Annotated in this window: 18 protein-coding genes and 4 pseudogenes; 14 read left to right on the plus strand and 8 right to left on the minus strand. The window is 69.0% G+C overall.

Annotated elements, in window-relative coordinates; genetic code table 11:
* Positions 1 to 17: 17 nt before the first annotated feature.
* Positions 18 to 203, minus strand: a complete 186-nt coding sequence (locus tag ACZ4O3_RS13025) for an MbtH family NRPS accessory protein (RefSeq protein WP_467722173.1) — start codon at positions 201 to 203, stop codon at positions 18 to 20.
* Between the two features lie 248 nt (positions 204 to 451).
* Between ACZ4O3_RS13025 and mftA the strand changes: the two genes are divergently transcribed.
* From mftA to mftF, 6 genes are read left to right on the plus strand one after another with little or no spacing between them, the layout of a single operon-like run.
* On the plus strand, positions 452 to 580 hold the full coding sequence (gene mftA, locus ACZ4O3_RS13030; protein ID WP_362713596.1) for a mycofactocin precursor MftA: 129 nt from the start codon (positions 452 to 454) through the stop codon (positions 578 to 580).
* A gap of 10 nt (positions 581 to 590) precedes the next feature.
* The gene (gene mftB, locus ACZ4O3_RS13035; protein WP_362713594.1) at positions 591 to 881 is read left to right on the plus strand and encodes a mycofactocin biosynthesis chaperone MftB; all 291 of its coding nucleotides are present in this window, start codon (positions 591 to 593) and stop codon (positions 879 to 881) included.
* The gene (gene mftC, locus ACZ4O3_RS13040) at positions 878 to 2,068 is read left to right on the plus strand and encodes a mycofactocin radical SAM maturase (RefSeq protein WP_362713592.1); all 1,191 of its coding nucleotides are present in this window, start codon (positions 878 to 880) and stop codon (positions 2,066 to 2,068) included. The genes mftB and mftC overlap by 4 nt, the downstream gene beginning before the upstream one ends.
* Positions 2,068 to 3,249: a pre-mycofactocin synthase MftD gene (mftD, locus tag ACZ4O3_RS13045; protein WP_362713590.1), complete on the plus strand. Its 1,182-nt coding sequence runs from the start codon at positions 2,068 to 2,070 to the stop codon at positions 3,247 to 3,249. Before mftC ends, mftD begins: the two co-directional genes overlap by 1 nt.
* A complete protein-coding gene (gene mftE, locus ACZ4O3_RS13050; RefSeq protein WP_467722174.1) occupies positions 3,246 to 3,953 on the plus strand; it encodes a mycofactocin biosynthesis peptidyl-dipeptidase MftE in 708 nt (235 codons plus the stop codon). Before mftD ends, mftE begins: the two co-directional genes overlap by 4 nt.
* Positions 3,950 to 5,413, plus strand: a complete 1,464-nt coding sequence (gene mftF, locus ACZ4O3_RS13055; RefSeq protein WP_467722175.1) for a mycofactocin biosynthesis glycosyltransferase MftF — start codon at positions 3,950 to 3,952, stop codon at positions 5,411 to 5,413. The genes mftE and mftF overlap by 4 nt, the downstream gene beginning before the upstream one ends.
* On the opposite strand, the gene mftR is transcribed toward mftF, so the two are convergent.
* Both mftR and ACZ4O3_RS13065 read right to left on the minus strand, forming a co-directional pair.
* On the minus strand, positions 5,323 to 5,913 hold the full coding sequence (mftR, locus tag ACZ4O3_RS13060) for a mycofactocin system transcriptional regulator (RefSeq protein ID WP_362718295.1): 591 nt from the start codon (positions 5,911 to 5,913) through the stop codon (positions 5,323 to 5,325). The genes mftF and mftR overlap by 91 nt on opposite strands.
* Before the next feature lie 841 nt (positions 5,914 to 6,754).
* The gene (locus tag ACZ4O3_RS13065; RefSeq protein ID WP_362718298.1) at positions 6,755 to 7,660 is read right to left on the minus strand and encodes a class I SAM-dependent methyltransferase; all 906 of its coding nucleotides are present in this window, start codon (positions 7,658 to 7,660) and stop codon (positions 6,755 to 6,757) included.
* Between the two features lie 157 nt (positions 7,661 to 7,817).
* Between ACZ4O3_RS13065 and ACZ4O3_RS13070 the strand changes: the two genes are divergently transcribed.
* Complete coding sequence (locus ACZ4O3_RS13070; RefSeq protein WP_362718301.1) at positions 7,818 to 8,045, plus strand: MbtH family protein; 228 nt, start codon at positions 7,818 to 7,820, stop codon at positions 8,043 to 8,045.
* Between the two features lie 576 nt (positions 8,046 to 8,621).
* On the opposite strand, the gene ACZ4O3_RS13075 is transcribed toward ACZ4O3_RS13070, so the two are convergent.
* A complete protein-coding gene (locus ACZ4O3_RS13075; protein ID WP_362718304.1) occupies positions 8,622 to 9,437 on the minus strand; it encodes a transposase in 816 nt (271 codons plus the stop codon).
* Positions 9,438 to 9,741: 304 nt separating this feature from the next.
* Here ACZ4O3_RS13075 and ACZ4O3_RS13080 point away from each other — a divergent pair, with 304 nt between their 5' ends.
* The 3 genes from ACZ4O3_RS13080 to ACZ4O3_RS13090 all read left to right on the plus strand — a co-directional run bounded on the left by ACZ4O3_RS13080 (position 9,742) and on the right by ACZ4O3_RS13090 (position 19,067).
* Entirely contained in the window at positions 9,742 to 11,496 is a 1,755-nt protein-coding gene (locus ACZ4O3_RS13080; RefSeq protein WP_362718306.1) for a non-ribosomal peptide synthetase, read from the plus strand.
* A gap of 177 nt (positions 11,497 to 11,673) precedes the next feature.
* Entirely contained in the window at positions 11,674 to 17,475 is a 5,802-nt protein-coding gene (locus ACZ4O3_RS13085) for an aminotransferase class III-fold pyridoxal phosphate-dependent enzyme (protein WP_467722176.1), read from the plus strand.
* On the plus strand, positions 17,472 to 19,067 hold the full coding sequence (locus tag ACZ4O3_RS13090; RefSeq protein ID WP_467722177.1) for a GMC family oxidoreductase N-terminal domain-containing protein: 1,596 nt from the start codon (positions 17,472 to 17,474) through the stop codon (positions 19,065 to 19,067). Before ACZ4O3_RS13085 ends, ACZ4O3_RS13090 begins: the two co-directional genes overlap by 4 nt.
* Before the next feature lie 272 nt (positions 19,068 to 19,339).
* Here ACZ4O3_RS13090 and ACZ4O3_RS13095 read toward each other — a convergent pair.
* Positions 19,340 to 19,482 (minus strand): annotated as a pseudogene (locus ACZ4O3_RS13095) (FAD-binding protein); the annotation flags it as partial.
* Between the two features lie 458 nt (positions 19,483 to 19,940).
* A complete protein-coding gene (locus ACZ4O3_RS13100; RefSeq protein ID WP_362719614.1) occupies positions 19,941 to 20,543 on the minus strand; it encodes a GNAT family N-acetyltransferase in 603 nt (200 codons plus the stop codon).
* Between the two features lie 138 nt (positions 20,544 to 20,681).
* Here ACZ4O3_RS13100 and ACZ4O3_RS13105 point away from each other — a divergent pair, with 138 nt between their 5' ends.
* A complete protein-coding gene (locus tag ACZ4O3_RS13105) occupies positions 20,682 to 21,158 on the plus strand; it encodes a hypothetical protein (RefSeq protein WP_362719617.1) in 477 nt (158 codons plus the stop codon).
* On the opposite strand, the gene ACZ4O3_RS13110 is transcribed toward ACZ4O3_RS13105, so the two are convergent.
* The gene (locus ACZ4O3_RS13110; RefSeq protein WP_362719620.1) at positions 21,122 to 22,258 is read right to left on the minus strand and encodes an aminotransferase class I/II-fold pyridoxal phosphate-dependent enzyme; all 1,137 of its coding nucleotides are present in this window, start codon (positions 22,256 to 22,258) and stop codon (positions 21,122 to 21,124) included. The two genes, ACZ4O3_RS13105 and ACZ4O3_RS13110, sit on opposite strands and share 37 nt — an antisense overlap.
* Positions 22,259 to 22,896: 638 nt before the next feature.
* Between ACZ4O3_RS13110 and ACZ4O3_RS13115 the strand changes: the two are divergent.
* From ACZ4O3_RS13115 to ACZ4O3_RS13125, 3 pseudogenes are all read left to right on the plus strand, one after another.
* Positions 22,897 to 23,304 (plus strand): annotated as a pseudogene (locus tag ACZ4O3_RS13115) (MFS transporter); the annotation flags it as partial.
* A gap of 28 nt (positions 23,305 to 23,332) precedes the next feature.
* A pseudogene (locus tag ACZ4O3_RS13120) lies at positions 23,333 to 24,347 on the plus strand (Gfo/Idh/MocA family oxidoreductase).
* A pseudogene (locus ACZ4O3_RS13125) lies at positions 24,344 to 25,212 on the plus strand (sugar phosphate isomerase/epimerase family protein). The pseudogenes ACZ4O3_RS13120 and ACZ4O3_RS13125 overlap by 4 nt, the downstream one beginning before the upstream one ends.
* A gap of 433 nt (positions 25,213 to 25,645) precedes the next feature.
* Here the strand turns inward: ACZ4O3_RS13125 and ACZ4O3_RS13130 are convergent.
* Positions 25,646 to 26,047, minus strand: coding sequence for a hypothetical protein (locus ACZ4O3_RS13130; RefSeq protein ID WP_467722178.1), 402 nt, complete (start codon positions 26,045 to 26,047; stop codon positions 25,646 to 25,648).
* Positions 26,048 to 26,411 lie beyond the last annotated feature (364 nt).

The raw sequence follows: 26,411 nt of genomic DNA on the forward strand, positions 1-26,411 counted from the left end.
GCAGGCCTGCTGATCCATCAGAGCCCGAACGCTCGCCGGGCGCATGTCCGTCCACAGCTCGTCGATCGGGTCCAGGCGGACGGACCGGACGGCCGCGTCGCCGACCGCCCCCAGCCCGCGGGGATCTCCCGGTCATTGCTCCAGATCGAGTACTGGTCCTCGTGATTGCGCACGACGAAGTCGAGGTCATCAGTGCCTGGCATGGAAGCTTGCGCCCTCGCCCGTAAGTGATCTGACAGGCCATCAGGACTCCGTGTCGTTGCGGCCCGCCGTCGATCGGTCCCACCTCATCAAGGTCACGAAGGCGGTGTCAATAGTCGACAGCCCCGTAGCGCCGCCGATCGGCTCCCTGAGCCATGTCGGCCGGCTGATCCGGATTCGAGCTCGTTCACCCTTTCCTATGGCACTGCATGCCACTAATCTCGAAGTCACTCGTGGCACAGGAGGAGACATGGACGAACAGACGGCTGTGGCAGAGCCCTTCGACGTTGCCGTCGAGCAGGACCCGGCTGAGGATCTCGTCGAGGCCGACGACCTGATCGAAGAGGTCTCCATCGACGGGATGTGCGGCGTCTACTAGATCGCCCACCATGCCCACCGCATCGGTTTTCGACCTGGATCGCGCATGGGACCTGCACCCCCAGGTCTCGGTGCGGCCCGAGCCTTTCGGCGCGCTGCTGTACCACTTCGGCACCCGGCGGCTGTCCTTCCTGAAGGACCGCGGGCTGCTCTCCGTCGTGCAGGCGCTCGCGACCGCGCCCACAGCCCGCGCCGCCTGCCGGGCCGTCGGCGTCAGCGAGGACGACATGCTGCGGTACACCCGGGCGCTGGCGGTGCTCGCACGTTCCCACATGCTGACCGAAAGGCACCCGGACCCATGACGGTGAAGTCCGAACGTCTGGTGGATCTGTTCGAACACGGCCTCGAGGCCCCGATCTGCCTGACGTGGGAGCTGACGTACGCCTGCAACCTGTCCTGCACGCACTGCCTGTCCAGCTCGGGACGGCGTGACCCGCGGGAGCTCAGCACCGCCGAAGCCAAGGCCGTCATCGACGAGTTGGAGGCCATGCAGGTCTTCTACGTCAACGTCGGCGGCGGCGAGCCGACCGTACGCCCCGACTTCTGGGAACTCCTCGACTACGCCACCGCCCACCACGTGGGCGTGAAGTTCTCGACCAACGGGGTCCGGATCACCCCGCAGTTCGCCCGGCGCCTGGCCGCCAACGACTACGTCGACGTGCAGATCTCGCTGGACGGCGCGACCGCGGAGGTGAACGATGCGGTCCGCGGGCACGGCTCCTACGACACGGCCCTGCGCGCCATGGCCCATCTGGCCGACGCGGGCATGAAGAACTTCAAGCTGTCGGTGGTGTGCACCCGCCACAACATCCCGCAGCTGGACGCCTTCCGGGAGATCGCCGACCGGTACGGCGCCCAGCTGCGGCTGACCCGGCTGCGTCCCTCCGGCCGCGGCGCCGACGTCTGGGACGAGTTGCACCCGCTGCCCGATCAACAGCGCGAGCTCTACGACTGGCTGGTGGCCCACGGCGAGACCGTGCTCACCGGCGACTCCTTCTTCCACCTGTCCGCGTTCGGCGGCGCGCTTCCGGGACTCAACCTGTGCGGTGCCGGGCGGGTGGTGTGCCTGATCGATCCGGTCGGCGACGTGTACGCCTGCCCCTTCGCCATCCACGATGAGTTCCTTGCCGGCAACGTCCGAGGCGAAGGCGGATTCGCCGAGGTCTGGCGACACTCGGAGCTGTTCCTCGGCCTGCGCGAACCGCAGCAGGGCGGAGCCTGCACTTCGTGCTCGTTCTACGACACCTGCAAGGGCGGATGCATGGCCGCCAAGTTCTTCACCGGCCTGCCTCTGGACGGGCCGGATCCCGAGTGCGTGCAGAGCCATGGCGAGTCGCTGCCGGCCGATCGGCGCGACGTCCCCAAACCCTCCGGCGACCACTCGCACCGCACCGCCGCCTCGCGCCCGGTGCCGGTCACCATTTCCCGGTCGCGCCCGCCGGCGAGCCCGTGCGACGAGTCGCCGCTGGCCGGGGCGCAGGTGCGTTGATGTTCCGCAATCCGTGGTTCGAGACCGTCGCCGAGGCGCAGCGCCGGGCCAGGAAACGTCTTCCGTACTCGGTCTACGGCGCGCTGCTGGCCGGATCCGAGCGCGGCAGCACCCTGACGGACAACGTCCGCGCCTTCGCAGAGCTCGGATTCGCGCCCCGGGTGGTGGGCCAGCACGCCGTCCGCGATCTGACCACGACGGTGCTGGGGATGACAACGGCGATGCCGGTGCTGATCTCGCCGGTCGGCGCACAGGGTGTGCATCCCGGCGGTGAGGTCGCGGTGGCCGGCGCCGCGGCCGGGCACGGCGTGATCATGGGACTGAGTTCGTTCGCCTCCATGGGCGTCGAAGAAGTGGTCGCGGCCAATCCGAACACCGCGTTCCAGATCTACTGGAGCGGCGACCGCGACGCGATTGTAGGGCGCATGGAGCGAGCCCGGGCCGCCGGATGCAAGGCGCTCATCGCGACGCCGGACTGGTCGTTCTCGCACGGCCGCGACTGGGGCAGCCCCACGATCCCGGAGCGCATCGACCCCAAGACCATGCTGAAGCTGGCTCCCGATGTGCTCTCGCACCCGGGCTGGCTGTGGCAGTTCGCGCGGACACGCCGGGTCCCTGACCTGACCACCCCGAACATGCGACGGCCCGACGGCACCGTCCCGACGTTCTTCGGTGCGTACCGCGAGTGGATGGACACTCCCCCACCTACCTGGGAGGACATCGCCTGGCTCGCGAAGGAATGGGGCGGCCCGTTCCTCCTGAAGGGCGTGAGCCGGGTCGACGACGCCCGGCGCGCGGTCGACGCGGGCGTCACCGCGCTGTCGGTCTCGAATCACGGCGGCAACAACCTCGACACCACCCCGGCGACGATCCGGCTGCTGCCGGCGATCGCCGAGGCCGTCGGCGAGCAGATCGAGGTGCTGCTCGACGGCGGGATCCGGCGCGGCGGCGACGTGGCCAAGGCCTTGGCCCTCGGTGCGCGGGCGGTGCTGATCGGCCGGGCGTACCTGTGGGGCCTGGCCGCGAACGGCGAGGCCGGCGTCGGGAACGTCCTGGACATCATGCGCGGCGGCCTTGACTCGGCGGTCCTGGGTCTGGGACACGCGTCGGTCGGCGCGTTGCATCCCGGCGATCTGGTGATCCCGGAGGGCTTCACGCGCTCGGCCGGGGCCCCGCTTTGAACGCCTCGCTGAGCCGCGCCGTGTGGCCGGAGGTACCGACAGCCGACGCTCTCGTCCTGGTGCCGGTCGGGTCCACCGAGCAGCACGGCCCGCACCTGCCGCTCACGACCGACACGGTCATCGCCCGCGCCGTCGCCGAACGGGTGGCGGCCCGCCTGCCCGGGCGGGCCGTGGTCGCACCCGCGATCGCCTACGGCAACAGCGGCGAGCACGCGGACTTCCCCGGCACGATCTCCATCGGGCACGAGGCGCTGCGGACGGTGCTCATCGAAACGATGCGCTCGCTGGCGCTGTGGGCGTGGCGGGTGGTCTTCGTCAACGGCCACGGCGGCAACGTCCGGACCCTGGACGAGGCCGTCTCGACGCTGCGGGAGCAGGGCCATCACGTCGCCTGGACGCCCTGCGTGTTCCCCGGCGACGCGCACGCCGGCCGGTCCGAGACCTCCGTGATGCTGCACCTGGCCCCGGACGAGGTCCGCCTGTCGGCCGCGGCCGCCGGCGACACCCGCCCCCTGCCCGTGCTCATGCCGCACCTGGTCGAGAGCGGCGTCCGGTCCGTCGCCCCGAACGGCGTGCTCGGCGACCCGGCCGGCGCCGGGGAGCAGGAGGGCCGCGCCCTGCTGGACGTGCTGGTCGACGACACGGTCCGCCGGGTCACCGCCTTCGCGCCGGACAGTCGTGGACGCCTGAGTGAGTCCGCATGACCCTGCCCGAAGGATTCGTCGTCGTCCTGGACGCCAAGACCCGCGTCGTCGACGGCGGCCGCGCCCTGCTCGGCGGGGCCCCCGTCACACGTCTGGTACGGCTGACCCCGCGGGCCCGGAAGATCCTCCAGGGCCGGACGGTGCGGGTGCGCGACGCGGCCGGCGCCGCACTCGCCGACCGGCTGCTCGAACTCGCGATCGCTCACCCGTACACCGCCGAGCTCCCGCCGCACCCGGACCCCCGCTGCACCTACGTCATCCCGGTGCGCGACCGGCCGCGGCAGCTCGACCGGCTGCTGGCCGGCCTGGGCGCGGGCCACGAGGTCATCGTCGTGGACGACGCCTCCGCCGACCAGGCCGCGATCGCCACGGTCACCCGCCGGCACGGCGCGCGGTACGTCGCCCTGCCGCACAACGTCGGCCCGGCCGGGGCCCGCAACGCCGGCCTGCGGCTGGTCCGCACGCCGTTCGTCGCGTTCGTGGACTCCGATGTCGTACTCGACAAGGACACGGTGCCGACGCTGCTCAAGCACTTCAACGACCCGCGTACCGCGGTGGCGGTACCGCGCGTCACCGGGCTCCGGACGCCGTCCTCGCAGAGCTGGATCGGACGCTACGAGAACGCCCGCGGCTCGCTGGACCTGGGTGCCAGACCCGCGTCGGTCCAGCCCGGATCGTATGTCTCCTGGGTCTCCTCCGCTTGTCTGGTCGCGCGGGTCGACGCGCTCGGCGACGGATTCGACGAGAGCATGCGGGTCGGTGAGGACGTCGATCTCGGATGGCGGATGGTCGCTGGCGGCTGGCGGGTGCGGTTCGAACCGTCGGTCGTCGCAGCACACGAACACCGCGCCCGGTTCGGCGCATGGTTCGTGCGAAAGCTGGACTACGGCACCGGGGCGCACCCGCTGGCCGTACGCCATCCCCGGTCGGTCGCCCCGGCGATCCTGGCGCCGTGGAGCGCGGCGCTGACGGTCGCCGTACTCGCTCAGCGCCGCTGGTCGGCGCCGGTGGCGGCGGCCGTCTTCACGGTGACCGCAGCACGGATCTCCGGCAAGCTCGACGTCGAGGAATCGGCAAGCCTCGGTGTGCGGCTCACCGCCGGTGGCGCGGTCGGCTCACTGCTGCAGACCGGTGCCCTGATCACCCGGCACTGGTGGCCGGCCACCGCCGTCGGCTGTCTGGTCTCCCGTCGGGTACGCCGCGCTGTCGTGGTCGCGGCCGTGGCGGACACCGTACTGGAGTACGCGACCAGCCGGATCGACCTGGACTTCCCCCGCTACTGGCTCGCGCACCGTCTCGACGACGTCGCCTACGGAAGCGGGGTGTGGCTGTCGGCCCTACGGGGACGGTCGGCCGCGTCCCTGCTACCTCAACTGCGGAAGCCTTCCTCAAGCCGCCGGAAGACGCCGTCCAACAGCTCCGCCAAGTCGGCGGACTCGTCGTCGAGCCACAGCTCGTAGGCGGTGACGGCGGCGGCCAGCGCGAGATGGCCGATCAACCGCGGCGAGGCCGCGGTCACCGGCACGCCTTCGCGCGCCGCCACGAACTCGGAGATCGCCATCTGCCACGAGGCGTAGCGCAGCGTCGAGTGGGCGCGCAGCGCGGGTACACGCAGGATCAGGTGCATGCGCCGGCGGTGCCAGGGCACGACTGCGCTGTCGAAACGGTTGAACTCCGTCACTACCTCGCGCAGCGCCTCCATGACCGGCACGTCGTCGGCCACGGCGGCCAGCAGCGAGCGCAGCCGGACCAACCGCTCCTCGAACTCACCCCAGACCAGGTCATTCTTCGAGGCGAAGTACCGGAAGAACGTCCGCCGGCCGATCCCGGCCGCCGCGGCAATGTGGTCGATGGTGGTGTATTCGAAGCCCTGCCGCTCGAACAGGGCGAACCCCACCCGCTCGAGCTCGGCGTGCGACGCGACGCGCGGACGCCCGCTTCGGATCGTCTGCTGCGCCACGGCATCTCCACTCCGCCGATCGCGCCCGTTCCAGGCGCGGCTTCCGCGGCGTCACGCTAACACCGGCACGGTCGGCCGCCGCGACCGCTGCGGGCAACGACATCGGGTCGTCGAACAGACAAGACGCGACATCGCCGACGCCGCCCACGATCACGCCGACCGCAGCGATCGCCACGCGACCTGGGACCCCATGGGCGGCATCGGATCGTCACGATGGATTCGGGGGTAGGAAATCAGCCAGCCAGCCGGCCGGCAGTACGGTTACGGTCCCCAGAATCGTTGATCACCGGCGCATCATCAAAAACCGGGGCCGCGGCCCCCTCCGACGAACCCGGCTCCGGCGGAACCGGCTTCGCCCTGGTCATCGCCGCCAGTCCCTCCGCGCCTCCGGAGACCACCAGCACCTACCCATACAAAACTGCGGTGGACGACCGCTTTCGGCTCCGATCGCGAGTCGGACGTGGAGGACTATTGCGCACGCAACGCCGTGCGATGCACATGGTTCGACGGCATCCTGCGGACCGAACAGATCCGGCCGGAGGCAGATCGGTCGAGGAGCAGACTCCCGATCCGTAGTCGGTACGCGGTGTTGAATTCGCCCGGTACGGCGCGTTCTCGTCGAACACGATGTCGCGGATCGGGCGAAGTCCTCGCGGTCCGCGATGCCGGCCCCTGGGAAGTACAGCGCGCCGTGCCCGGTCAGGGTGACGCCGATCTCGGATCTGTGCCCTGCCGGCCAGTCCAACGTCGCCCGGATTCCCCCGTGGGACACTGCCGCAAGGTCGACCGTCGGCGGCTCCGTGCCGTCAACTCGAACACGTAGAAGGTTCGTTCATCGCTTTCATCTCGGCTCTCGCATTGGATCGGCCCGGTGTGTGACAGCCGACGGCGGGTGAGCCGGACCCTCCTGGAGACGTTCGGCGTTCGACGCCCTGGGCTTGCGAAGCAAGTAGATCCGGGGTTCCAGCTTTCCGATCATCTGGTAGACACCCCAGAGCGCGTTGCCAAGCTCGACGCGGTAATCGGAGTCGCCCAGCTCAGCTCGCAGCACCGCGGACTCCCGCAACAGTCGTGCGGCGTATAAGAGTTGACGGGACGTCAGGTTCGTGCCGTCTTCCTCGGACGCTTCGCGGAACTCGGAGCCGACGACATCGACCATCTCGATGGTGAAGCCGGCCTCCAATGCCCGCTTCTCGAAGTCGTCCGTCTCCATTCGCTCGGGAACGACTGCCAAGTCGGCGTAGAGGCGAGCCCGCTCACCCGGCTCCAGCAGATCGGTGGCGAACGACTGGTACACCAGCAGGTGCCCGCCGGGTTTGAGGACACGGTGGCCCTCGGCGAGTGCCCGGTCGGCATCCACCACGTGGAAGAACATGTCGTGACTGAAGATGAGGTCGAACTCGCCCTCGGAGCCGGGGGTGTCTTCCATGACGCCAGGCCTGATCGACACGCGCGATCCGGCGGCATGCTCGGCCACAGCCGTCCGCGCACGATCGTTGTTGCTGTCCACCGGGTCCACGCAGACGACGCGACATCCGAACATCTCGGCCAGCGCGAGCGAATGCGACGCGTGGCGACCGCCAATGTCGAGCACGACATCGGCGGGCCCGATGTCGAGATCGTCGATGATGGCGAACATCAGACGACTGCTTCGCGGGTTGTAGCTGCGGTTGAGCGCCCGGTCCACCGCGTCGACGCCCCCGGGGTCGTACATCTCGTCGAGAGTGATCGCCTCAACCTGCCCCATGGGCTTGTACGTTACTACCCCGTCGCGATCTCCACCACGGCCGTGTCAGGGTGCGGATCCAGCCTGAATCAGCACCTGTTCAGACGACCCTTGAGACATTCCTCGCCACGACCTAGGCTGATCCTGATCGATCGCCGGAAGTACACGAGGGGTGAGCGTGAACGAGGGTGCTGAGGACAACCGGGCGTACTCGGTCGTGACCAACGACGAGGAGCAGTACTCGATCTGGCTCGACGGCAGGTCGCTGCCGGCCGGCTGGCACGCGGTCGGCAAGACGGGGAGCAAGAGCGACTGCTTGGACTACATCGCCGAGGTCTGGACCGACATGCGACCCAAGAGTCTGCGACAGTCGATGGACGCTCGTGACCTCTCCGCTGCCGGCTAAGGGCTGTCCCGTAATCCCCGGTGGATCAGCGCGCGGCGTCAGATGCGGTACATCGCAAGGCGGAGGGTCGTCCTCATACTGGGCGTATGCGGGCGATCCGACAACGCGGCGAGGTGCCGTAGCTGTCGTCGTGCGCCCGCCGGGGATTACGGGACAGTCCTTAGCCTCGGCTTTCCCGCGAAGCGGTGGTATGGGGCCTGCGCGGTTCCTTGACGCGACACGAGATACCCGGTCGTGCCGGTCGGGCTTCGCAGCCGACACGCCACAGGTGCGCCACCCGAGAAAGAACCGGCGACCCACTCGGCTGCGCGGGTGCCCGCACCACGTGGTCGGCGGCGGTCTCGCCGAGGACCTGGCGGCGCTGGGCGAGGAAGCTCGGGCAACCACCGGTGACGAACCTGGAATCCCAAGAACGTAGAACCCGGCCCGTCTCCGCGCGACCTTGATGCGCGGGAGGCGTTCGGTCCAGGTGCCGCCTGGGCTGAGCCGACTTCAGTGAGTGCGGGCGTAGAAGGAGTCGTTCGTGGCACCGAGTGGATCAGGGAACTGCGAGACCCCGCCGTTATCCTCGATTCTTCAACAGGTGATGATCGCTGATCGCTTTGACGATTCACCCGTAATGTCCTCGGGGTCGTTGGGGTGGGCCGTCGTATGACACTGCGGGGGCGAGCCGGCGATCCGGGTCATCTTGGAGATGTCGGTCGCGGTGACGGAGTAGCGCCGGCCCGTCCTGATGTCGAATGGGGTGAGCTTCTTGAGCCGCCGGCCGGACGGCTTGACCCGCCGCACGATCAGCCGCATTTCGCTCTCGGGCAGCTTCGCGCTCGGGGAGCCGAGGACCTGCGCGAGTGCGTCAGTCAGAACCCGGATGTGGTCGGCGAGGGTGTTGCTGCCGGCGTTGCCCTCGCGCAACAGCACGGCCAGGTACTTGGACGTGTTCGCGCACCAGGCAGCCAGGGGATGAAAGCCCCACGTCTTCTTGAACGTCACCGCCGATTCCTGCTTCTTGGACGCGGCAGTGATGATCGTGGCGTCGATGTCGATGACGATCCACCCGGTCAGCCGCTTGCCCGCCACCCCTGGGCGAGGGAAGCAGCCCGGCCGCAGGTGCAGCAGCGACCACACGTGCCGCCGTACCCGCGCGCGGACTCCCGCGATCTTCGCGAGCGTGGCCTCGTCCAGTGCGGCGAGCGTGCGAGAGAGGATGGAATCGGATGCGGCTGACGCGAACAAGCCCTGGTGGTGAACCTGGAGTTGTTCGGCCTCGGAGATGCAGTGACCACAGGCAGCCGCCGGTCGCTCCCGGTACGCTCCGCCATCCGAAAGGTGTCCTGTCTCTGCAGCGGAAACGGTCTCGGCAAACGCATCCTTACAGCTCAGGGCACCTTTCACTGATGAACGATCAGATCGAGCTCACCGTCGGCGAATAGCCGGGGTTATCGCAAAAGCCTGGCCTGACTGGCAAAAGATGCCGTAATCAAGCCTCTGCCGCTTGTCACAGACCATTTCACAAGATCCCCTTGACGCGACCCGCGACCCTCGTCAAGGGTGTCGAGGGCAACGAGGGGAAATCGGGAGGCAGTTCGGACACTCGCGCAAAGACGAACCCGCACGCGCATGGGCCGTTCGTCCTCAAGACAATGGTCTGCGGTCTTCCCGTCAAGGACATCACTCGACCTTGGAGAGGTCTGCCCTCGTGACTGATTTCGTGCTCGAACGCATCAAGGACATCGCCGCCCGCGAGCCGGGCCGGCCCGCGGTGCGCGTCGGCGTTGGCACCCTGGACTACGGCGGTCTGACCGCGGCCGTGACCGGCCTGTGCGATCTGCTGCGCGCGCAGGGCGTCGGCCCGGAGGACGTGGTGGCCACGACACTGCCGAGAGGCGGCAATCAGATCATCGCGATGCTCGCCATCTGGATGTCCGGGGCGGCGTACCTGCCGGTCGACGCGGAGTGGCCCGAGGGCAGGCGTCAGCTGCTCGCCGAGACGGCCGCCTTCGTCCTGGAGGAGTCGGCCGAGGCTGACGCGCATGTCGCCATGCAGGGCGAGTCCGGGCTCCGGGTCAGGCCGCTGACCGAAAGTCGCGAACACTCACCGGACAACAGCGCGACCGAGCGCAACCTCGCCTATGTCATCGGTACTTCCGGATCAACGGGGACGCCCCTGGCCGTCGGTGTCGAGTTCGCCGCGCTGCACAACTACGCGCAGTATCTCCTGGACCTGGTGAAGCAGCCGGAGATACCCGGCGACGGCGACCTGCGTGTGCTGCTGTCGGCCGATCCGTCGTTCGACGCCGCACTGCGGCCCGTCCTCCTGCTCGCGGTGGGCGCCGAACTCATCATCGCGCCGGACGGTTCGCCGCAGGACCACATCGACTGCATCGCGGCCCATGGAGTCACCGTCCTGAGCGGCGTGCCTTCCTGGTACTCGGGCGTTCTCGGCGCCGGGTTCGTGCCGGCTGACTCCTCCGTGCGGCTCGCCTTCATCGGCGGCGAGGCGGTGCCAAACGGCGTCGTCCGCAAGCTCGCCTCGGACAGCCGTGCCGTCGTGGTGCAGTACGGCCCCACAGAGACGACGATCGCGGCGACCGGAGGCCGGCTGCTCAGCGACGAATTCCTCGAGCCGCCGATCGGCCAGGCCCTGCCAGGGGTGGAGGTCCACCTCTACCAGAACGCCGATCTCGACCCGGCGGTCGACGGCGAGTCGGCGTACCTGTACGTGAGCGGGGCGGGCGTCGCGCGCGGGTACATGAACGATCCGAGGACGACCGCCGAGCGATTCGTTCCGAACCCGTCCGGCCCGCCCGGGTCGCGGATGTTCCGGACCGGCGACCTCGCAAAGGCACTGCCCCAGGGCGGATACAGCTTCCTGGGACGGACGGACGACCAGGTCAAGATCAATGGTCGCCGGATCGAGCTGACCGAGATCTCCTCGGTCCTGAACCGCCACCCGGCTGTCGCGCAGTCGGTTGCCTTCGTGCACCCGGATTCCGCCCAGCCCCTGCTGGCCGCCTGCTACGTCGGGGGCAGCGGCGAGGAGGAAGCCGCGGTCGAGGCGAGCCTGCGGGAACACCTCGCGGGCGAACTGCCCGGCTATCAGGTGCCGGCCCTGGTCAAGCGGGTGGACACGCTGCCGTTGACCGAACGCGGCAAGGTGGACGTCGCGGCACTCGCGGTGCTCGTCCGACCCGTGCAGGTCCCCATCGTGGAAGTGGACGACGACAGCGCTCTGACCGACGTCGAGAGGACGGTGATGGTCATCGTGCGCAAGATCCTCGACGTCCCGTGCTCGATCGACGACGAACTGTTCGCCCTCGGCCTCACGTCCCTGGACTCGCTGAAGATCTTGGCGCAGATCCGCGAAGAGCTCGGAGTGCGGGTGCGGCTGCGTGACTTCTTCCAGGCTCGCACCGCGCGCAATGTGTGCAGGCTCATCGGGACCGTCAACTGACGACGATCATCGCAGGCGACCTGGTACCGCGGGACGCCCACCCGCTGCGGACGGCACTCGGCGGCAGGTCGACCGCCGCCGCCCCGGCGTGCGCGCGGCGTGCCGGGTCGCCGTCCGTCCTGCTGCCGCACAAGGCGTGAACCCGTGCCGATGCGGTCCGAAGGAAAGAGGGAACAGATGCGTGAGTCGCTGGCCATCGTCGGCATGGCGTGTCGAGGTCCTGGAGCGACCGACTATCGCGCGCTGTGGGCCAACGTCGAGGCCGGCTCGACGGGAATGGTCACGGTCAGCGAGCAGGACCGGCAGCAGGAAGCGATCAGCCTCCCGGCGGAGGTGAGAAACCCGTATGTGCCCGTTGCCGCTCCGCTGCAGGACTACGACAAGTTCGACAGTGCGGCTTTCGGCGTCCCCTCCGGGGAGGCCGACGTCATCAACGTCAATCACCGCGTGATGATGGAAGTCGTCCTGGAGGCGCTGGAGGACGCCGGCTGCGACCCGCTGCGCCATCCCGGTCGCATCGGGTTGTTCGCCGCCGGCGGGGCCGCATCGCCGATCACGGTCCTGAAGCACCTCGACGACGCGAGATTCGGTCACGTCGGCAGGCCCCTGAAGTCCTCGGAAGCACTCAACTGGGTATCGTTGCTGGACCACGACTTCCTGGCCACGCGGATCGCCTACGCGCTCGACTTCCGTGGTCCGTCGATGACGGTCCAGAGTGCGTGTTCCAGCTCGCTGGTCGCCGTGCACCTCGCCTGCCAGAGCGTGCTGTCGGGTGATTCCCACGTGGCCCTGGCCGGAGGTGTGAACATCGAGGCGCCGCACCGGGCGGGCTACTACCACCAGCCGGGCAGCATCTGGTCCTCTGACGGCAGCTGCCGGCCGTTCGACGTCTCCGCCGGCGGCACCCTCACCGCGAGCGGGGCCGGCGCGGTGGTGATCAAACGCCTCGACGACGCGCTCGACGCCGGTGACGCCATTCACGCCGTCATCCGCGGCAGCGCCATCAACAACGACGGAAAGCGCAAGGCCGGGTTCACCGCGCCCAGCGTGAACCAGCAGAGCCTGGTCATCAGCGCGGCGCTGGCCGCTGCGGACGTGGACAAGCGCGACATCGGATATGTGGAGGCGCACGGAACCGGCACCGAGGTCGGGGACGTCGTCGAATGGCAGGCTCTGGAACGCGCGCTCGGCTCCGACGGCGCGCGGTGCGCGATCGGCGCGGTCAAGGCGAACGTCGGCCACCTGGGCGCCGCGTCGGGCGTCTTCGGACTGATCAAGGCCGCGCTGGTCGTCAGCTCCGGGCGGATTCCCCCGGTGGCGAACTTCGTCCAGCTCAATCCGCAGATCACGCAGGCCGGCTCCAGATTCTTCGTGCCCGGTGACGCCGGCCCGTGGGAAGACGGACAGCATCCGCGACGAGCCGGAGTGAGCTCGATGGGTGTCGGCGGAACCAACGCGCACGTCGTCCTTGAGCAGGCGCCGACGGTCCGGACGCTCGACGGAGCGGACGACGGTGTCTTCGTCGTCCCGGTCAGCGCCGCGTCCGCGCGCAGCGCCGTAGACACCGCGGACCGCTTGGTGGAGTTCGCCGAGGCGAACCCGGAGAGCCTGGGCAGGCTCGCCCACACGATGACCACAGGCAGGCGCGTGCTCGCCCACCGGCAGGCGCTCGTCCTCGTCAAACGCGGTGAGCGGCTCGACTCCTGGCGGACGGGAACCCGGCGGGCGAAGCGGGGGCACGACAGCGTCTTCGTCGTCCCCGGCAACGGGACCGCGCTCGGTGACCTGACCGGCGCATATGCAGAGATCGACGGATTCGCCGACGTGTTCTCGGAGGCACTGGCGAGCCTGCCGGCCGACGACCGGCAGCCGGTGCGCGACTGTCTCACCGGACAGCCCGGGAGCGAGTCCGCCCCACGGATCTCCGAGCTCGCCATGCTCGTCCGATCCGTGACAGTCGCCAGGTCGCTGCTCGCCGACGGCATCCAGCCCCGGTCCCTGTGCGGATACAGCCTGGGCGAGGTCGCCGCGGGCGTCGTCGGCGGGGTGCTCACCCTGGCCGAGGCCGCCGAAGCCATCACCGAGCGCGCCCGCATCCTGGCCGACGCTCCCCCGGGCGCGATGATCCGGGCGCGGCTGCCCGAAGCCTCGGCCGGCCGGTATCTCGGCGCCGGTGTGTCGCTGGCGATCGTGCCCGGCACCAAGGACTGCATGTTCAGCGGCGAGCTGGCGGCGATCGAAGCGCTCGCCGCCGAGCTGCGCGCCGCCGGCATCGCCTCGGTCCGGGTTCCCGTCGCGCACCCGTTCCACAGCACGACCCTGGAGCCCTTCGTCGAGGAGTACGCCGCGACGTGGGCCAAGATCGACCTGCGGCCCCCGACGCTGCCGGTGATGTCGCCGACGACGGGCGACTGGCTCGACGAACAGACTGCTCGGGACCCCGCATTCTGGGCGAGCCACCTGGTCCGCACGGTTCGTTTCGGCGACGCCATGAGAGCGCTTCGTGAGAACGGCACAACCCTGGCCTACGTCCTGGATTCGAGTGCGGGCATCACCCCGTTCGCCGAAGCGGTGTTCGGCGCGGACGCCCAGGCCATGACCACCGCCGGACAGGCGGGCTACGACGCGGTCTCCCGCGCGCGACTGCTGGCGACGGCCTGGACGGCCGGGCAGAATGGCGTCCTGGCGGCCGAGTCCAAGACCGGCGCGGCCGATGCTCCCGGCACAGCCACGGTCGTCGTGCACGCCCCCACCTACGCTTTCGACCGAGGTGCCGAGGAGCAGCGCCGGCCCGTACAGACCGCAGCACACCCGCCGCTGGGCTCCGACCGCCCGCAGCCGTCGGCAGAGTCGGCGGCCCCGATCGCGTCGCCGACTGCGACCGCGACCGCGGCTCCGATCACAGCCCCGGTTGCGACGGCGGCGGCCACCGCAGCTCCGGCCACGGCGCCGGCTGCGAGCACCCGTGTGTCGTCGGCCGACCGGGCCGATATCGAGACGCGCGTACGCCGGATCGTCGCGCAGCTCGTCGGAGGCACTCAGGAAGACGTGAAGCCCGAAGCGTCCTTCATCGACCTCGGGTACGACTCGTTCCTGCTGATTCAGCTCGCCGACGCCTTGTCGACCGAGTTCCAGACCGACATCGACCAGCAGCTGCTGTTCTTCGACAGGGATTCGTCCGCGAGCCTGGCCGAGTTCCTGGCGGACGTCGCGCCGCCGGCCCCGACGACCGGGTCGGTCGTGCCGGCCGCGCCGGATCCGCGTCCCGCACGAGTCACCGCCTCCGTCCCGCAGCAGCCCGCGCCGGCCCGCGCCCTCGACCGGACCGCCGCGCTGCATTCGGAGGAAGAACTCGAGTGGGCCCGGCGGACCCCGGTGTCCAAACGGGTCACCGAAGAGGACCGCTTCACCCTGGCGGACCAGCGGAACCTGGTGTTCTCGCTGCGCACCGGCCGCCGAGAGGTGAGCTACCCGGTGGTCGGTGTCCGTGGCGAGGGCTCCCATTTCTTCGACGTGGACGGCCGCGAATATCTCGACCTGTGCATGGGCTTCGGTGTCACCCTGCTGGGACACGCGTCCGATCCGGTGAAGGAGGCGCTGCGCACGTTCGAGGCCTCCGACTTGTTGCTCGGCCCGCAGTCCTCGACCGCCGGCGACGTCGCCCGCGGCATCGCGGCACTGACCGGGGTCGACCGGGTGGCTTTCGCCTCCTCGGGGACCGAGGCCGTCATGGGCGCCGTGCGGGCGGCTCGTGCGAAGACCGGCAGGGACCTGATCGCGGTGTTCGCCGGTTCCTTCCACGGCACGTTCGACGGCGTGTTGGTGGCACCGCAGGCAGGCGGGCTGCGAGGCGAGGCGACGACCCTCGGCCGGGGCACGACGGCCGGGATGGTCCAGGACGTCATCATCCTGCCGTACGACGAGACCGCGATCCCGATCCTGGAGTCCTACGGCGAACAACTGGCGGCGGTGCTGGTCGAACCGGTCCAGAGCCGGCGCCCCGGGTATCAGCCCGCAGAGCTGCTGCGGCAGCTCCGCACCCTGACCAGCGCGCAAGGCGCCGTGCTGATCTTCGACGAGATCATCACCGGATTCCGCTGCCACCCCGCCGGCGCGGCCGGGTATTTCGGCGTCCATCCGGACCTCGCGACGTACGGCAAGGTCATCGGCGGCGGCATGCCCATCGGGGTCATCGCCGGCGACGCGGAGTTCATGGCGCCCATCGACGGCGGGCGATGGCGGCAGGGCGACGCCGGGTTGCCGCAGCGCCCGAGCATGGTGTTCTCCGGCACGTTCAGCAAGCAACCGATGGCCATGGCCGTGGCGCAGCACGTGATCGGATACCTGAGGAAGGAATCTCCCCTGCTGCAGAACACCCTCACCGAGCGAACAGCCGATCTGGCCAGGGAGATCAACCTCCACGCCGAGGCGAAGGGCTATCCGATCGACGTCGACCACTTCTCTTCTCTGTTCCGTATCAACGTCAACGGATCCGAACGGTCGGAGAACGTCTTCTTTCTGGGCCTGCTCAGTCGCGGCGTATACGTGTGGGAGGGGCGCACGTGCTTCCTCAGCGCCGCGCACGACGACGCGGATCGGGCCCGCGTCGTGGAGGCCGTCGCCGACACCGCGGCCGAGGTGGCCGCGCAGGGCCTGTGGGCAGAAGACAAGGCGACGATCGCGCCCGTCCCCGCGCCACGCGCACCGGCTCCCGTCGGGCAGGCACCGACCGTCGGGCAGGCTCCGCTCACCGACGGCCAGAAGCTGCTCTGGATGAGCAGCGAGCTGGGCGGCGATCGCGCCGCTTCCTACGGGATGTCCGACGTACGTCGGGTCGAGGGCGTCATCGACGCGGACCGGCTGGCGCGGGCCATCGACCAGGTCGCTCGACGGCACGAGGCGCTGCGGATCGGGTTCGAAGAGGACGGCACCGCCCAGAACTGCGTCGAACACGCCGTTCCGACGCTGTCCACCACCACTCTGCACGACACCGCGCCGGGCGAGGTCGAGGCACTTCTGTCCCGGTTCGGGCAACGGCCGGTGGACATGGCGTCCCCCTCGCTGTTCCAGTTCCAGCTCATACAGACGACTGAGGCCGCCTACCTCCAGGCCACCGCGCCGCATGCGGTCGTCGACGGCTGGTCGTTCGAGGTCTTGTGGGAAGAGCTGTCGTCCTTCTACCTGGGGAGTGGCGAGGACGGCTCCGTGCGCGAGCCGGGCCGCTTCCTGGAGTTCGCGCGGTCGAAGCGCAGCGAGGAGGACGCGCGGTTCGAGGCGAACGGCGCGCTGTGGCGGCCGAGGTTCGACAGGGTCTGGCAGTCGTCGGGCCGCATGCTCGACGGCACCAAGCCCTTCACGCCGGTCACCCGCTTCGACAACCTCCCGCAGAGCTGCCTCGCGGACCTGCGCGCGTTGTCGCGTTCAAGCAGGTCCACGATGCACACGGCGGCGTTGTCGGCGGTGGCGGTGGCCTCATCGCTGCTCATGGCCGCCCCGCGGGCGATCGTCATGGCCCACCGGACCAGACAGCCTGTTTTCAGTCACGGGAAGCCGCTCATCGGCTTCTGCGTGGACCTGCTGCCGGTGATCGTCGAACTCCCCGACGACAGCACTCTGATGGACGTGACCAGAGACGTGCAGCGGCAGCTCGTGGTCGGCGCCGACACCGTCTCCGGCCTGTATCAGGTGTTGCAGGAGCGTCGGTACCGCCAGCGTCCGGCCATTTTCCTCGCGTTCGACTACGCCCTCGAGAGCCCGGGGACCTTGTTCGGCGCCGCGGCCGCTCCGGTGGCTCTGACGCGCGAGCGCATGCCGAATCCGGCGTTGGTGACCGTCGAGGAACACAGCGACGGGATCGAGATCATCTCGGAGATCTCCGAGGAGAGTGCCCTGGCGCCGTACGGAGCGGATTTGGCCGTGCGGGTGGAGCAGATACTGGCCGATCCCACTGTTCCACTCGGTGACCTGCGCCGACGATGAGTCCGACTCTCCGTCCGCCCCTGCCTCCGGACCGTCGCCCCGACGTACTCATCGTCGGCGGCGGCGCGGCCGGCGCGGTCTTGGCCGCCCGGCTCAGCGAGGACCCCGAACGCGACGTCCTGCTTCTGGAGGCGGGCCCGGCCCCACAGTCCGCTGCGGACTTCGGCGCCGACCTGCTCGACGCCCGGCTCGTCCCGGGCGCACGGCCGGACCAACCCGGCACCATTCTCCACGGCGTGCACCTCACCCCTGAGCGCCCGTGGGCGGTGGTGCGCGGCCGGATCCTCGGCGGCTCCACGACCGTCAACGGCGGGTACTTCATACGTGCCCGACGCCAGGACTTCGACCGCTGGGCTGCCGCCGGGAACCCCGTCTGGGCCTACGATCGCGTTCTGCCGTCGCTGCGCGCCGTGGAGACCGACCTCGACTTCGGCGCCGGGCCCCTGCACGGCGGCGACGGCCCGGTCCGCGTCGCGCGCACCGACTGGGAGCATCCCGCAGCCGCTGCCTTCCACGACGCCGCCCGCGCCGACGGCCATCAGCAGGACCCCGACAAGAACAACCCCGCCGCGCCGCCCGGCATCGGCCCGGTCCCCTCCAACTCGGTGGCCGGGATACGAAGCAACACAGCCCTCAACTACCTGACTCCACAGGTCCGCTCCCGCCCCAACCTCAGTGTGCGCGGCGACACCGCCGTGGTCCGGGTGAGCATCACTGGCAGCCGCGCCACCGGGGTCGTGCTCGCGGACGGAAGCGAACTGCACGCCGGTGAGGTCGTACTGTGCGCCGGCGCCCTGGCATCGGCCCACCTGCTTCTTCTGTCCGGCATAGGCCCCCAAGCCGACCTGACGCGGATCGGTATACCGGTGGTGCACGACGCCCCGGCGGTCGGCGCCGCGCTGAGCGACCACCCGCAGGTCGTTCTGGACTGGACGCCGATGCGGAACCTCCCGGATCCGCGGGAGAACTGGCTCGGCGGATGCCTGCACCTGGCATCCGGCGTCGGCGAGTTCGGCGCTCCTGACGGCCCCGGAGATGTCGAGATCCTGCAGTCCCTGGTCCCGATGGCCGGCCTGACGGGCGGCCGGACCGGCACCGCGGGCGAGGCGCTGCCGTTCATGGTGGCGGCCCAAGCGCCACGTCGGTCAGGTCGCCTGCGGCTCGTGTCCGCGGATCCCGGGAGCCTCCCCCACGTCGACCTCGGGTACCTCGCCGGGCCCGAAGAGCGCGTGCGGATGCGAGCGGCCGTCACGGCCGCGGCCTCCGTTCTCACCGCGAGCCCGATGACCGCTCTCGGACGGCCCGGGCCCACCTTTCCTGGCACAGAGGTCCCCGGTCACGCCGTCGAGCTCGACCGCTGGATCGCCGAGCACCTCGGGACCGCACAGCACACCTGCGGAACAGTGCCGATGGGCCCGGCCGACGAACCCGAGCACGCCGCGGTCGACCAGTACGGGCGAGTCCACGGCATCGCCGCGCTGCGCGTCGCGGACACCTCGATCCTGCCCGACGCCCCACTACGCGGTCCCGCGAACACAGCCGTTCTGATCGGCGAGATCATCGGCGACGCGATGTGCCGAGCGCTGCCCTGAGCACGGCCGAGGTGTCGTATGGCAGACATCGGGTTTGCTCTGGTACGGCTCAGTGATCGACGATACCGCTGCAGGAGGCCCGGGTTGCCCTGCGCCGGCAGCCTGAGGATTTGCGTCACCAGCGGCGTTTCGCGATCGGCGCGATCGGCTTGGTGCTGATGGGCGGTGGGCGGTCGGGCACGGCGTTCCGGCATTGGACCGTCGAGGACTGACGAGCCTGATCGGCACCGGCGCGCAGGAGCCGCGTAGACGATCAGGGCGCCGCACAGCCGCTCGACGCCGAGCAGGTTGTCGACGGCGAGGCCGAAGGCGCGGTCCAGCCAGCCGGTGCCACCGCCCTGGACGAACCGCCGACACCGGTCGTGGAGACCCGGCCGCCGGTGGTCGCGAGGCCGTGCTCCTGGATCGCGCCGTCCGCCAGCCGAGGGACGGTTGGCTCGACAAGGGCACTCGCCCCTACGCCCTGGCCTGGGGATATCTGCCGACGGAGTGCACCGGGCTGCACGGCGTCGGAACCGAGGACCGGTGTGCCTCGGCGACCTGCCGGCTGTCGCTCGGAGGGCGGCAGTGCGGCCGGCGTCCGCCGCGGCCATCTGGCCGTGGCCCGGCTCGGGTTCGTCACGCCTGCTGCGACCATCGGCTCGGGCCCGGTCGCCGCGATCGACCGGGTGAGCGTCGGCGACCACGTCGAACGCGTCCCGGCCGGGCGGCCCGGCGAACCGGTGGAGCCCGAGAGCAGGACCGGCTGTCTGCGGATGACCCGCACCGACCGGCCCGGATCCGCGCGTGATCGCCGACGACGTGTGGGCGAAGCTGTTGTGGGCCGGACTGAACCTGCCGGAGCCTGGACCTGGCCTTCGCCGCCGGCTGCGCCTACCCGCCGGAGCCCGTCCGCGCCGTCGCCCTCGCCGGGCTGTCCACCTCGGACGGCGGCCGCCACTCCCGCCTGAGCAGCCCGAAGACCCACGAGTCAGAGACATCGCCGTTGACGACGCAGTCTTCCCGCAACGTCCCTTCGCGCACGAAGCCGACCTTCTCCAGCACGCGGGCAGATGCCACGTTGCGCGTATCGGTCTCAGCCTGGACGCGATTCAGGTCCAGCGTGTCGAATGCCCACCGCAGCAGAGCGCGCGCGGCCTCGGTCGCGTAGCCGTGGCCCCACGCCGCATCGTCGAAGCAGTAGCCCAGCGACGCGCTGCGGAAGTCCGGATTCCACCTGTTCAGGCTGCACCAGCCGATGAACGCCCCGTCGGAGACACGATCCACGGCCAGCCGCGCCCCGGTGCCCTCCCTTTCCATCTCTCGGCAACGGGTGATGAACTTCTCGGCGCGCGCGCGTTCGGTCCACGGTGGACCGTCCCAGTAGCGCAGCACGTAGGCGTTGCTCTGCAGGGCGAAAAGGTCGTTCGCGTCCGAGTCTTCGAAGGCACGCAGTCGAAGGCGGGAGGTCTGCAACGAGGGGGTGGGCAGCGACATACTCAAATGTTCCCTACCGTGACGGGTTTTCTCGGCGGGCGGGCAGAACGACGTGTCCGCTCATCGGCCCGACCGAGCGTATCTCAGTGTGGTGCCAAGGCTGAAGCGGGTCTGTCCCAACTCCCGCTGCTGCTGCGGATGGTGGCCTGCGACAACCGTCCCGTCGCTGTCCTGCTGACGGTGCACCACATCGTCTTCGACACGCGAGCACTCGAACTCTTCATCGGACCATGGCGCCGGTGCGCGTACGCGTCCGTCCGGGCGGCCTCGCTGTTCGCCGCCGCGCACCAGGACGTGCCGCTCGACGCACTGGTCGCCCGGCTGCGTCCGCCGCGCTCCATGGCCTGCCCGACGCTGGTGCGGTACGACCGCGATGGGCGGCTGCACCACGTCGACCACCCCGACGACCGGGTGAAGGTCATCGGGTATCGGCCCGAGCCCGGCGAGATCGCCGGGATGCTGCGCGGCGGTGGCCTCGTCCTCCCCGACGACAGCAGTCCGATGGACGTGACCAGAAAACGTGCAGCAGCAGCCCGTGGGCAGCGCCGACACCGTCTCCGGACTGTGATCGCGGACTGTCACGACCCCGTGGGCACAGCTCTCGAGGCAAGGTAGTCATCGACGCGCTCGAGCGCGGTGGGCAGCGAGCTACGGCCCAGACCCAGCCGCAGCCGGTTGTCGGTCATGTCGAAGATGGTGTCCGGCAGGAACAGGACGCCCTTCTCGCGCGCGAGGTCCGCGACGAACTCGTCGACCGGGACCGGCAGGCGCAGGCGCGGGAACGCCATGGGACCAGCTTTGGGCGCGGCCCATTCGAACGCGTCGCTGTGCTCGGTGAAGAAGGACTCGCCGATCGGCAGGTTCGAAAGGATGATCTGGCGGCTGCGCTCGATCAGCCGAGGCCCGGCGCGCAGGGCGATGAGCGCCAGGATCTCGGCCGGTGCGGCGGCGCACACGGTGGTGTAGTCCTTGAGGACGCGGGCGGCATCGGTGATCCTCTTGTTGCGGGTGGCCAGCCACCCGACGCGCAGTCCAGCCAACCCGTAGGCCTTGGACATGACACCGATGCTCACCGCCTGCTCGTCCACGTCGCAGGCCGCGGGCAGCATTGCATCGGGGTCGTGCTCGAGACCGCGGTACACCTCGTCCGACACGACGGTGATTCCCGCCTCCCGCGCGAGTGCGAGCAGTTGCTCGAACTCATGACGGGTCGGCAGCGCACCGGTCGGATTGTGCGGGAAGTTCACGAACAGGGCACGGGTGTTGGGGCGCAACGCCTGACGAACGGCGTCGAGGTCCAGTCTCCAGCCGTTCTCCGCGTCGAGTTCGATCGGCGTTGCCGTCGCGCCAAGGGCCGGCGCTATACGGAACAGCGATTCGAAGGCGGGCCAGACGACGAGCGCATGATCGCCCGGCTCCAACAGGACGTTCGCGAGCAGGAAGATCGCCTCGGCTGCGCCGCCACCGCAGACGGTGATCTCCGCGGCCGTCATGCGTGCGTACTGCTCTGTGATCGCTTCACGCAGCAACGGGTGTCCGAGCGCGTCCGTATAACCGAGATCGAGCCCTTCCCACAGCGCCATCGACTCGGGGTCGGCGAGCTGCAGCAGTTCGCGCATCGACAGCCCGTCGACGTCCGAGGCGCACGCGACGTGCTCCACCCGGGCGTCCCATTCACCGAAGAACTGCTCGACCTTGCAGCGTTCAGGAATCATCGCGCACCATCCGCTTCAACCGCTGTCCCCCGCCTGGAGATGTCGCATTGCCGCACCGTGAACCGCGGACGGAGTTCGTCAGAGAACAGACCCGCCTGCGGCAGCGACACTACCGCTCGGATTGTCCACGCGTTTCGCCGATCGGATAATCAGCAGCGAAGGATGCACGCCTTCTCCACCGTCGTCCAGGACGGACGGCCACCGATGAGGGGGCGGCAGCTCCATCAGCGTCGGCCTTTCCTCCACCATGACCCAGCTCGACCCCGACCAGCCCGACAAGTCGCTGGAGCCCCCATGGGCGACGGTCCGAGGCGCAGCCAGTCCCGCGCACACCGGCGCGCTCGCGCACCACATCCGGCTCTTCGACGACCGGAGTGAAACGCCATCCCCTTCTCGGTGCAGTCCCAGGCAGACAGGCACGCCCCTGAGCGTCCCAGCCCGTGACCTTCACCGCTACAAGGTCGATACTTTCCACGGAGTTCCTGCCACCTACCCACCCGACCGATTCCGGTGACCTGACGTCCCATCACCAAAATTAGCATTGGGTCAGCATCAGCCCCGCCAGAACCCGCCTCCGACCACCATGGAGCACCGAGATCGATAACCGGCACAACCCCTCACTGACCAGCAAATGCGCGACCGGTCAGATCGGTACGACAGCAGCCCTGTTGCTCATCGGAATCTTCTCCCTGCTGCTCCCGTCGGGCGATGCCCGGGCCTTCGCCGTACTCGCCATGACCGTCACCTTCCTCGCCTTCCAGCAGGGCGCGATCTCTCCGGTGACCTGGCTGATGCTCTTGGAGATCTTCCCGATGCGGATGCGTGGATTCGGGATGGGTGTCGCGGCGGTGGTGCTGTGGCTGACCAACTTCGTGATCGGGCTGGTCTTCCCGTCCCTGGTCGACGGGATCGGGGTCTCCAACACCTTCTTCCTCTTCGTGGTAGCGGGCGTCTTCTCGCTCACCTTCGTCAAGCTCTACGTCCCGGAGACCAAGGGCCGCACCCTCGAAACCCTCGAAGCCGAACTCCGGGCGCGCTTCTCCTGAACACCCCTCATTCCTGAAGGAATTGACCATGACCGTACGTGTAGGAGTCGTCGGCGCCGGCTGGATCGGCAAGGAGCACATCCGGCACCTCACCGACACCGTCACAGGCGCCCGCGTCACCGCGGTCACCGACATCGATGCGGCCCGCGCGGAGGCAGCCGCGACACCGGTCGGCGCCCGGGTGCTGCCCGACGGCGCCGCCGTGATCGCGGCGGACGACGTCGACGCGGTCCTCGTGACGTCCTGGGGCCCGACCCACGCCGAGCACGTGCTGACCGCGATAGCCGCCGGGAAACCGGTCTTCTGCGAGAAGCCGCTGGCCACCACCGCCGAGGACTTCCTGCGGATCATCGAGGCCGAGACGGCACACGGCCGCCGCCTGGTCCAGGTCGGCTTCATGCGTCGATACGACGCCGGATACCGGCAGTTGAAGCAAATCATCCACTCCGGCCGCACCGGCGAGCCGCTGCTCGTGCACTGCGTCCACCGCAACCCGACCGTCCCCGAGTCGTACACATCCGACATGGCCGCCCTGGACACGGCCGTGCACGAGGTGGACGTACTGCGCTGGCTGCTCGACGACGAGATCGTCTCCACCCAGGTGATCACCCCGCGCGCCACAAGCAAGCGGTTCGCCCACCTCAAGGACCCACAGATCATGCTCTTCGAGACCGCCAAGGGCGTCCGCATCGACCTGGAGGTCTTCGTCAACTGCCAATACGGCTACGACATCCAGTGCGAGGCAGTGGGCGAGAAGGGGCTCGTCCGCTTGCCCGACCCGGCCGCGGTAGGAGTGCGCAGCGCGGGGCAGCACAGCACGGAGGTGCTCACCGACTGGGTGGGCCGCTTCGCGGACGCCTTCAACACCGAGTTCCGCGAGTGGATCGGGGATCGCCGCCGGCAACGAACCCACCGGCCCCTCGGCCTGGTACGGCTACGCGGCCACCGTCATCACCAGCGCCACCGTCGAAGCCCTGGAATCGGGCCACGTCATCGCCACCGACCTCAAGCCCCGACCCGCCTTCTACGGAGGCGCCGCGTGAAGATCGCCCTCGACCCCTACATGTTCCGCGCCCTACCCATCGACGAGATGGTGGGCACGGTCGCCGAACTCGGCTACGAATACATCGAGTTGTCACCCCGCGACGACTTCATGCCGTTCTCCCTGCAGCCGCGGGCGGACGACCAGCGCATCGCCGAGTTGAAGAACTCCCTGCGCACGCACGGGGTGAAGCTGTCCTCCGTACTCCCGCTGTACAAGTGGTCTTCGCCCGACGAGACCGAGCGACAGACCGCCGTACGCTACTGGAAGCGGATGATCGAGATCACCGCCGACCTCGAATGCCCCCTGATGAACTCGGAGTTCAACGGCCGCCCCGAACACGCCGCCGCGAGCGAAGCCGCCTTCTGGCGCTCACTGGAGGACCTGCTCTCGGTCTTCGAACGAGAGGGCATCGCCCTCAACCTGGAGGCACACCCCGACGACTTCTGCGAGGAGAACACCCCCGCCGTCGACCTCGTCCGCGCCATCAACAAGCCGTGGGTGACCTACCTCTACTGCGCCCCGCACTCCTTCCACCTCTCCGGAGCCTCGGAGATAGGCGCGGACATCGCCGCGATGATGCGCTACGCCGGCGACAAGCTCCAGCATGTGCACATCGCCGACTCCTTCAACCACAAGGGCTCCAGCGGCCTGCGCTACATCCTCAACCCGCCCGGCACCACCGCCCCATCCACCAGCACCTCGACATCGACCAGGGCGAGGTCGACTGGGACGCCTTCTTCGGCACCCTCCGCGAGCTGAACTTCGACGGCGTGGCCACCGCCTGCGTCTTCGCCTGGGAAGAACGCGCCCACGAATCCTCGGCCTTCATGCTCGACCGCATCACCAAGGAACTCACCGTGTAACCGACCGTCGGACCACTGATCCACCAAGGGCCATCTCCGCACCCACGGGGACAGTCCCGATGCCGGGGACTTCCGACGCACTGACGCGCAGGTCCTCCGGCTCTGGACGAAGGTCCTCGCCCACCAAGATCCGGACCAGGAACGGGCCAACTTCGCTCTCAGCCAGGCAACCTCACTCATTTCTGCAGCTCAGGAGCAGTTGGACTCATGTACCACCAGCAGACGAAGAATCTTCTGGTGTCGTACTCGCCGAAGAGGCTGGGCTTCTTCTAGACGCCAAAAAAGGGCGCCTGACCAGGCATTTCACCTGACAGGCGCCCTTCCCGGCCTGCATCTAAGCCACGGGGTGAAGTACAGAGTAACTCCTGATATGTCCCACTGCTATCCCACCTCTGACCAGCTACTCCGGGGCATTTCCGGGCCAAGGCTCGGTTCATGCGTCCTCTGCACTGCCGTCCTGCCCCACCCACCTTCGCATCGACTCCTCGATCAGGCTGTTGGCATGGTTCCGTGCCTCGGCCAGAAACTTGGCGTAGTAGCGGAAGAGAACCTGGATGCTTTGTCCGGCGCGGCGCGCACACTCTGCCGGGTCGACACCGGAGGCAAGCCAGAATGAGATTCCTGCGTGGCGCAGGTCGTAGGGGCGTTTCGCAAGCTCAAGGGCGTGTTCATCGAGAGTCAGTGCGGCCTCACGCGCACGTCCCCATGTGATGCCGTACGCGGAAGGATCGACGTAGTTTCCCGCTGCATTGCGGAACAGACGTCCATCGGGCGCGACACCGAAACTCTCTATGTGCTCGCGCAGCATGCGCACCAGCACAGGCGGGATGGGCACGGGCCTCGTCGCCTTGGCCGCCCGTCGCTTCAGTGAGTGGACCTCGTGAACTGCACCGTCATTCGTCCACTCCTTCCCCGCCGTGACCACCCCGCCCTTCAGGTTGAGGAGCCCCCACCCACTCGCTGGCAGTCGGCACTGGGACTTCTGCAAGTGAATAACCTCAGCAGGACGCATCGCGGCGTAGTACATACACCCGAAAAAGGCATACAGGTGTGGGCCTCGACCGGGCAGCGCCCTCACCGCAGCAAGCAGGCGGCCCACCTGCGGGGAGTGTCTGATCGTTTGTGGGTGGCCTGGTGTGGTTGTTCGTGATTAGCGGTCGGTGACGCGGTCGCCGTAGTAGCTGGCGAGGCTGTTGATG

The organism is Streptomyces sp. NPDC026515 (genome assembly GCF_055567595.1).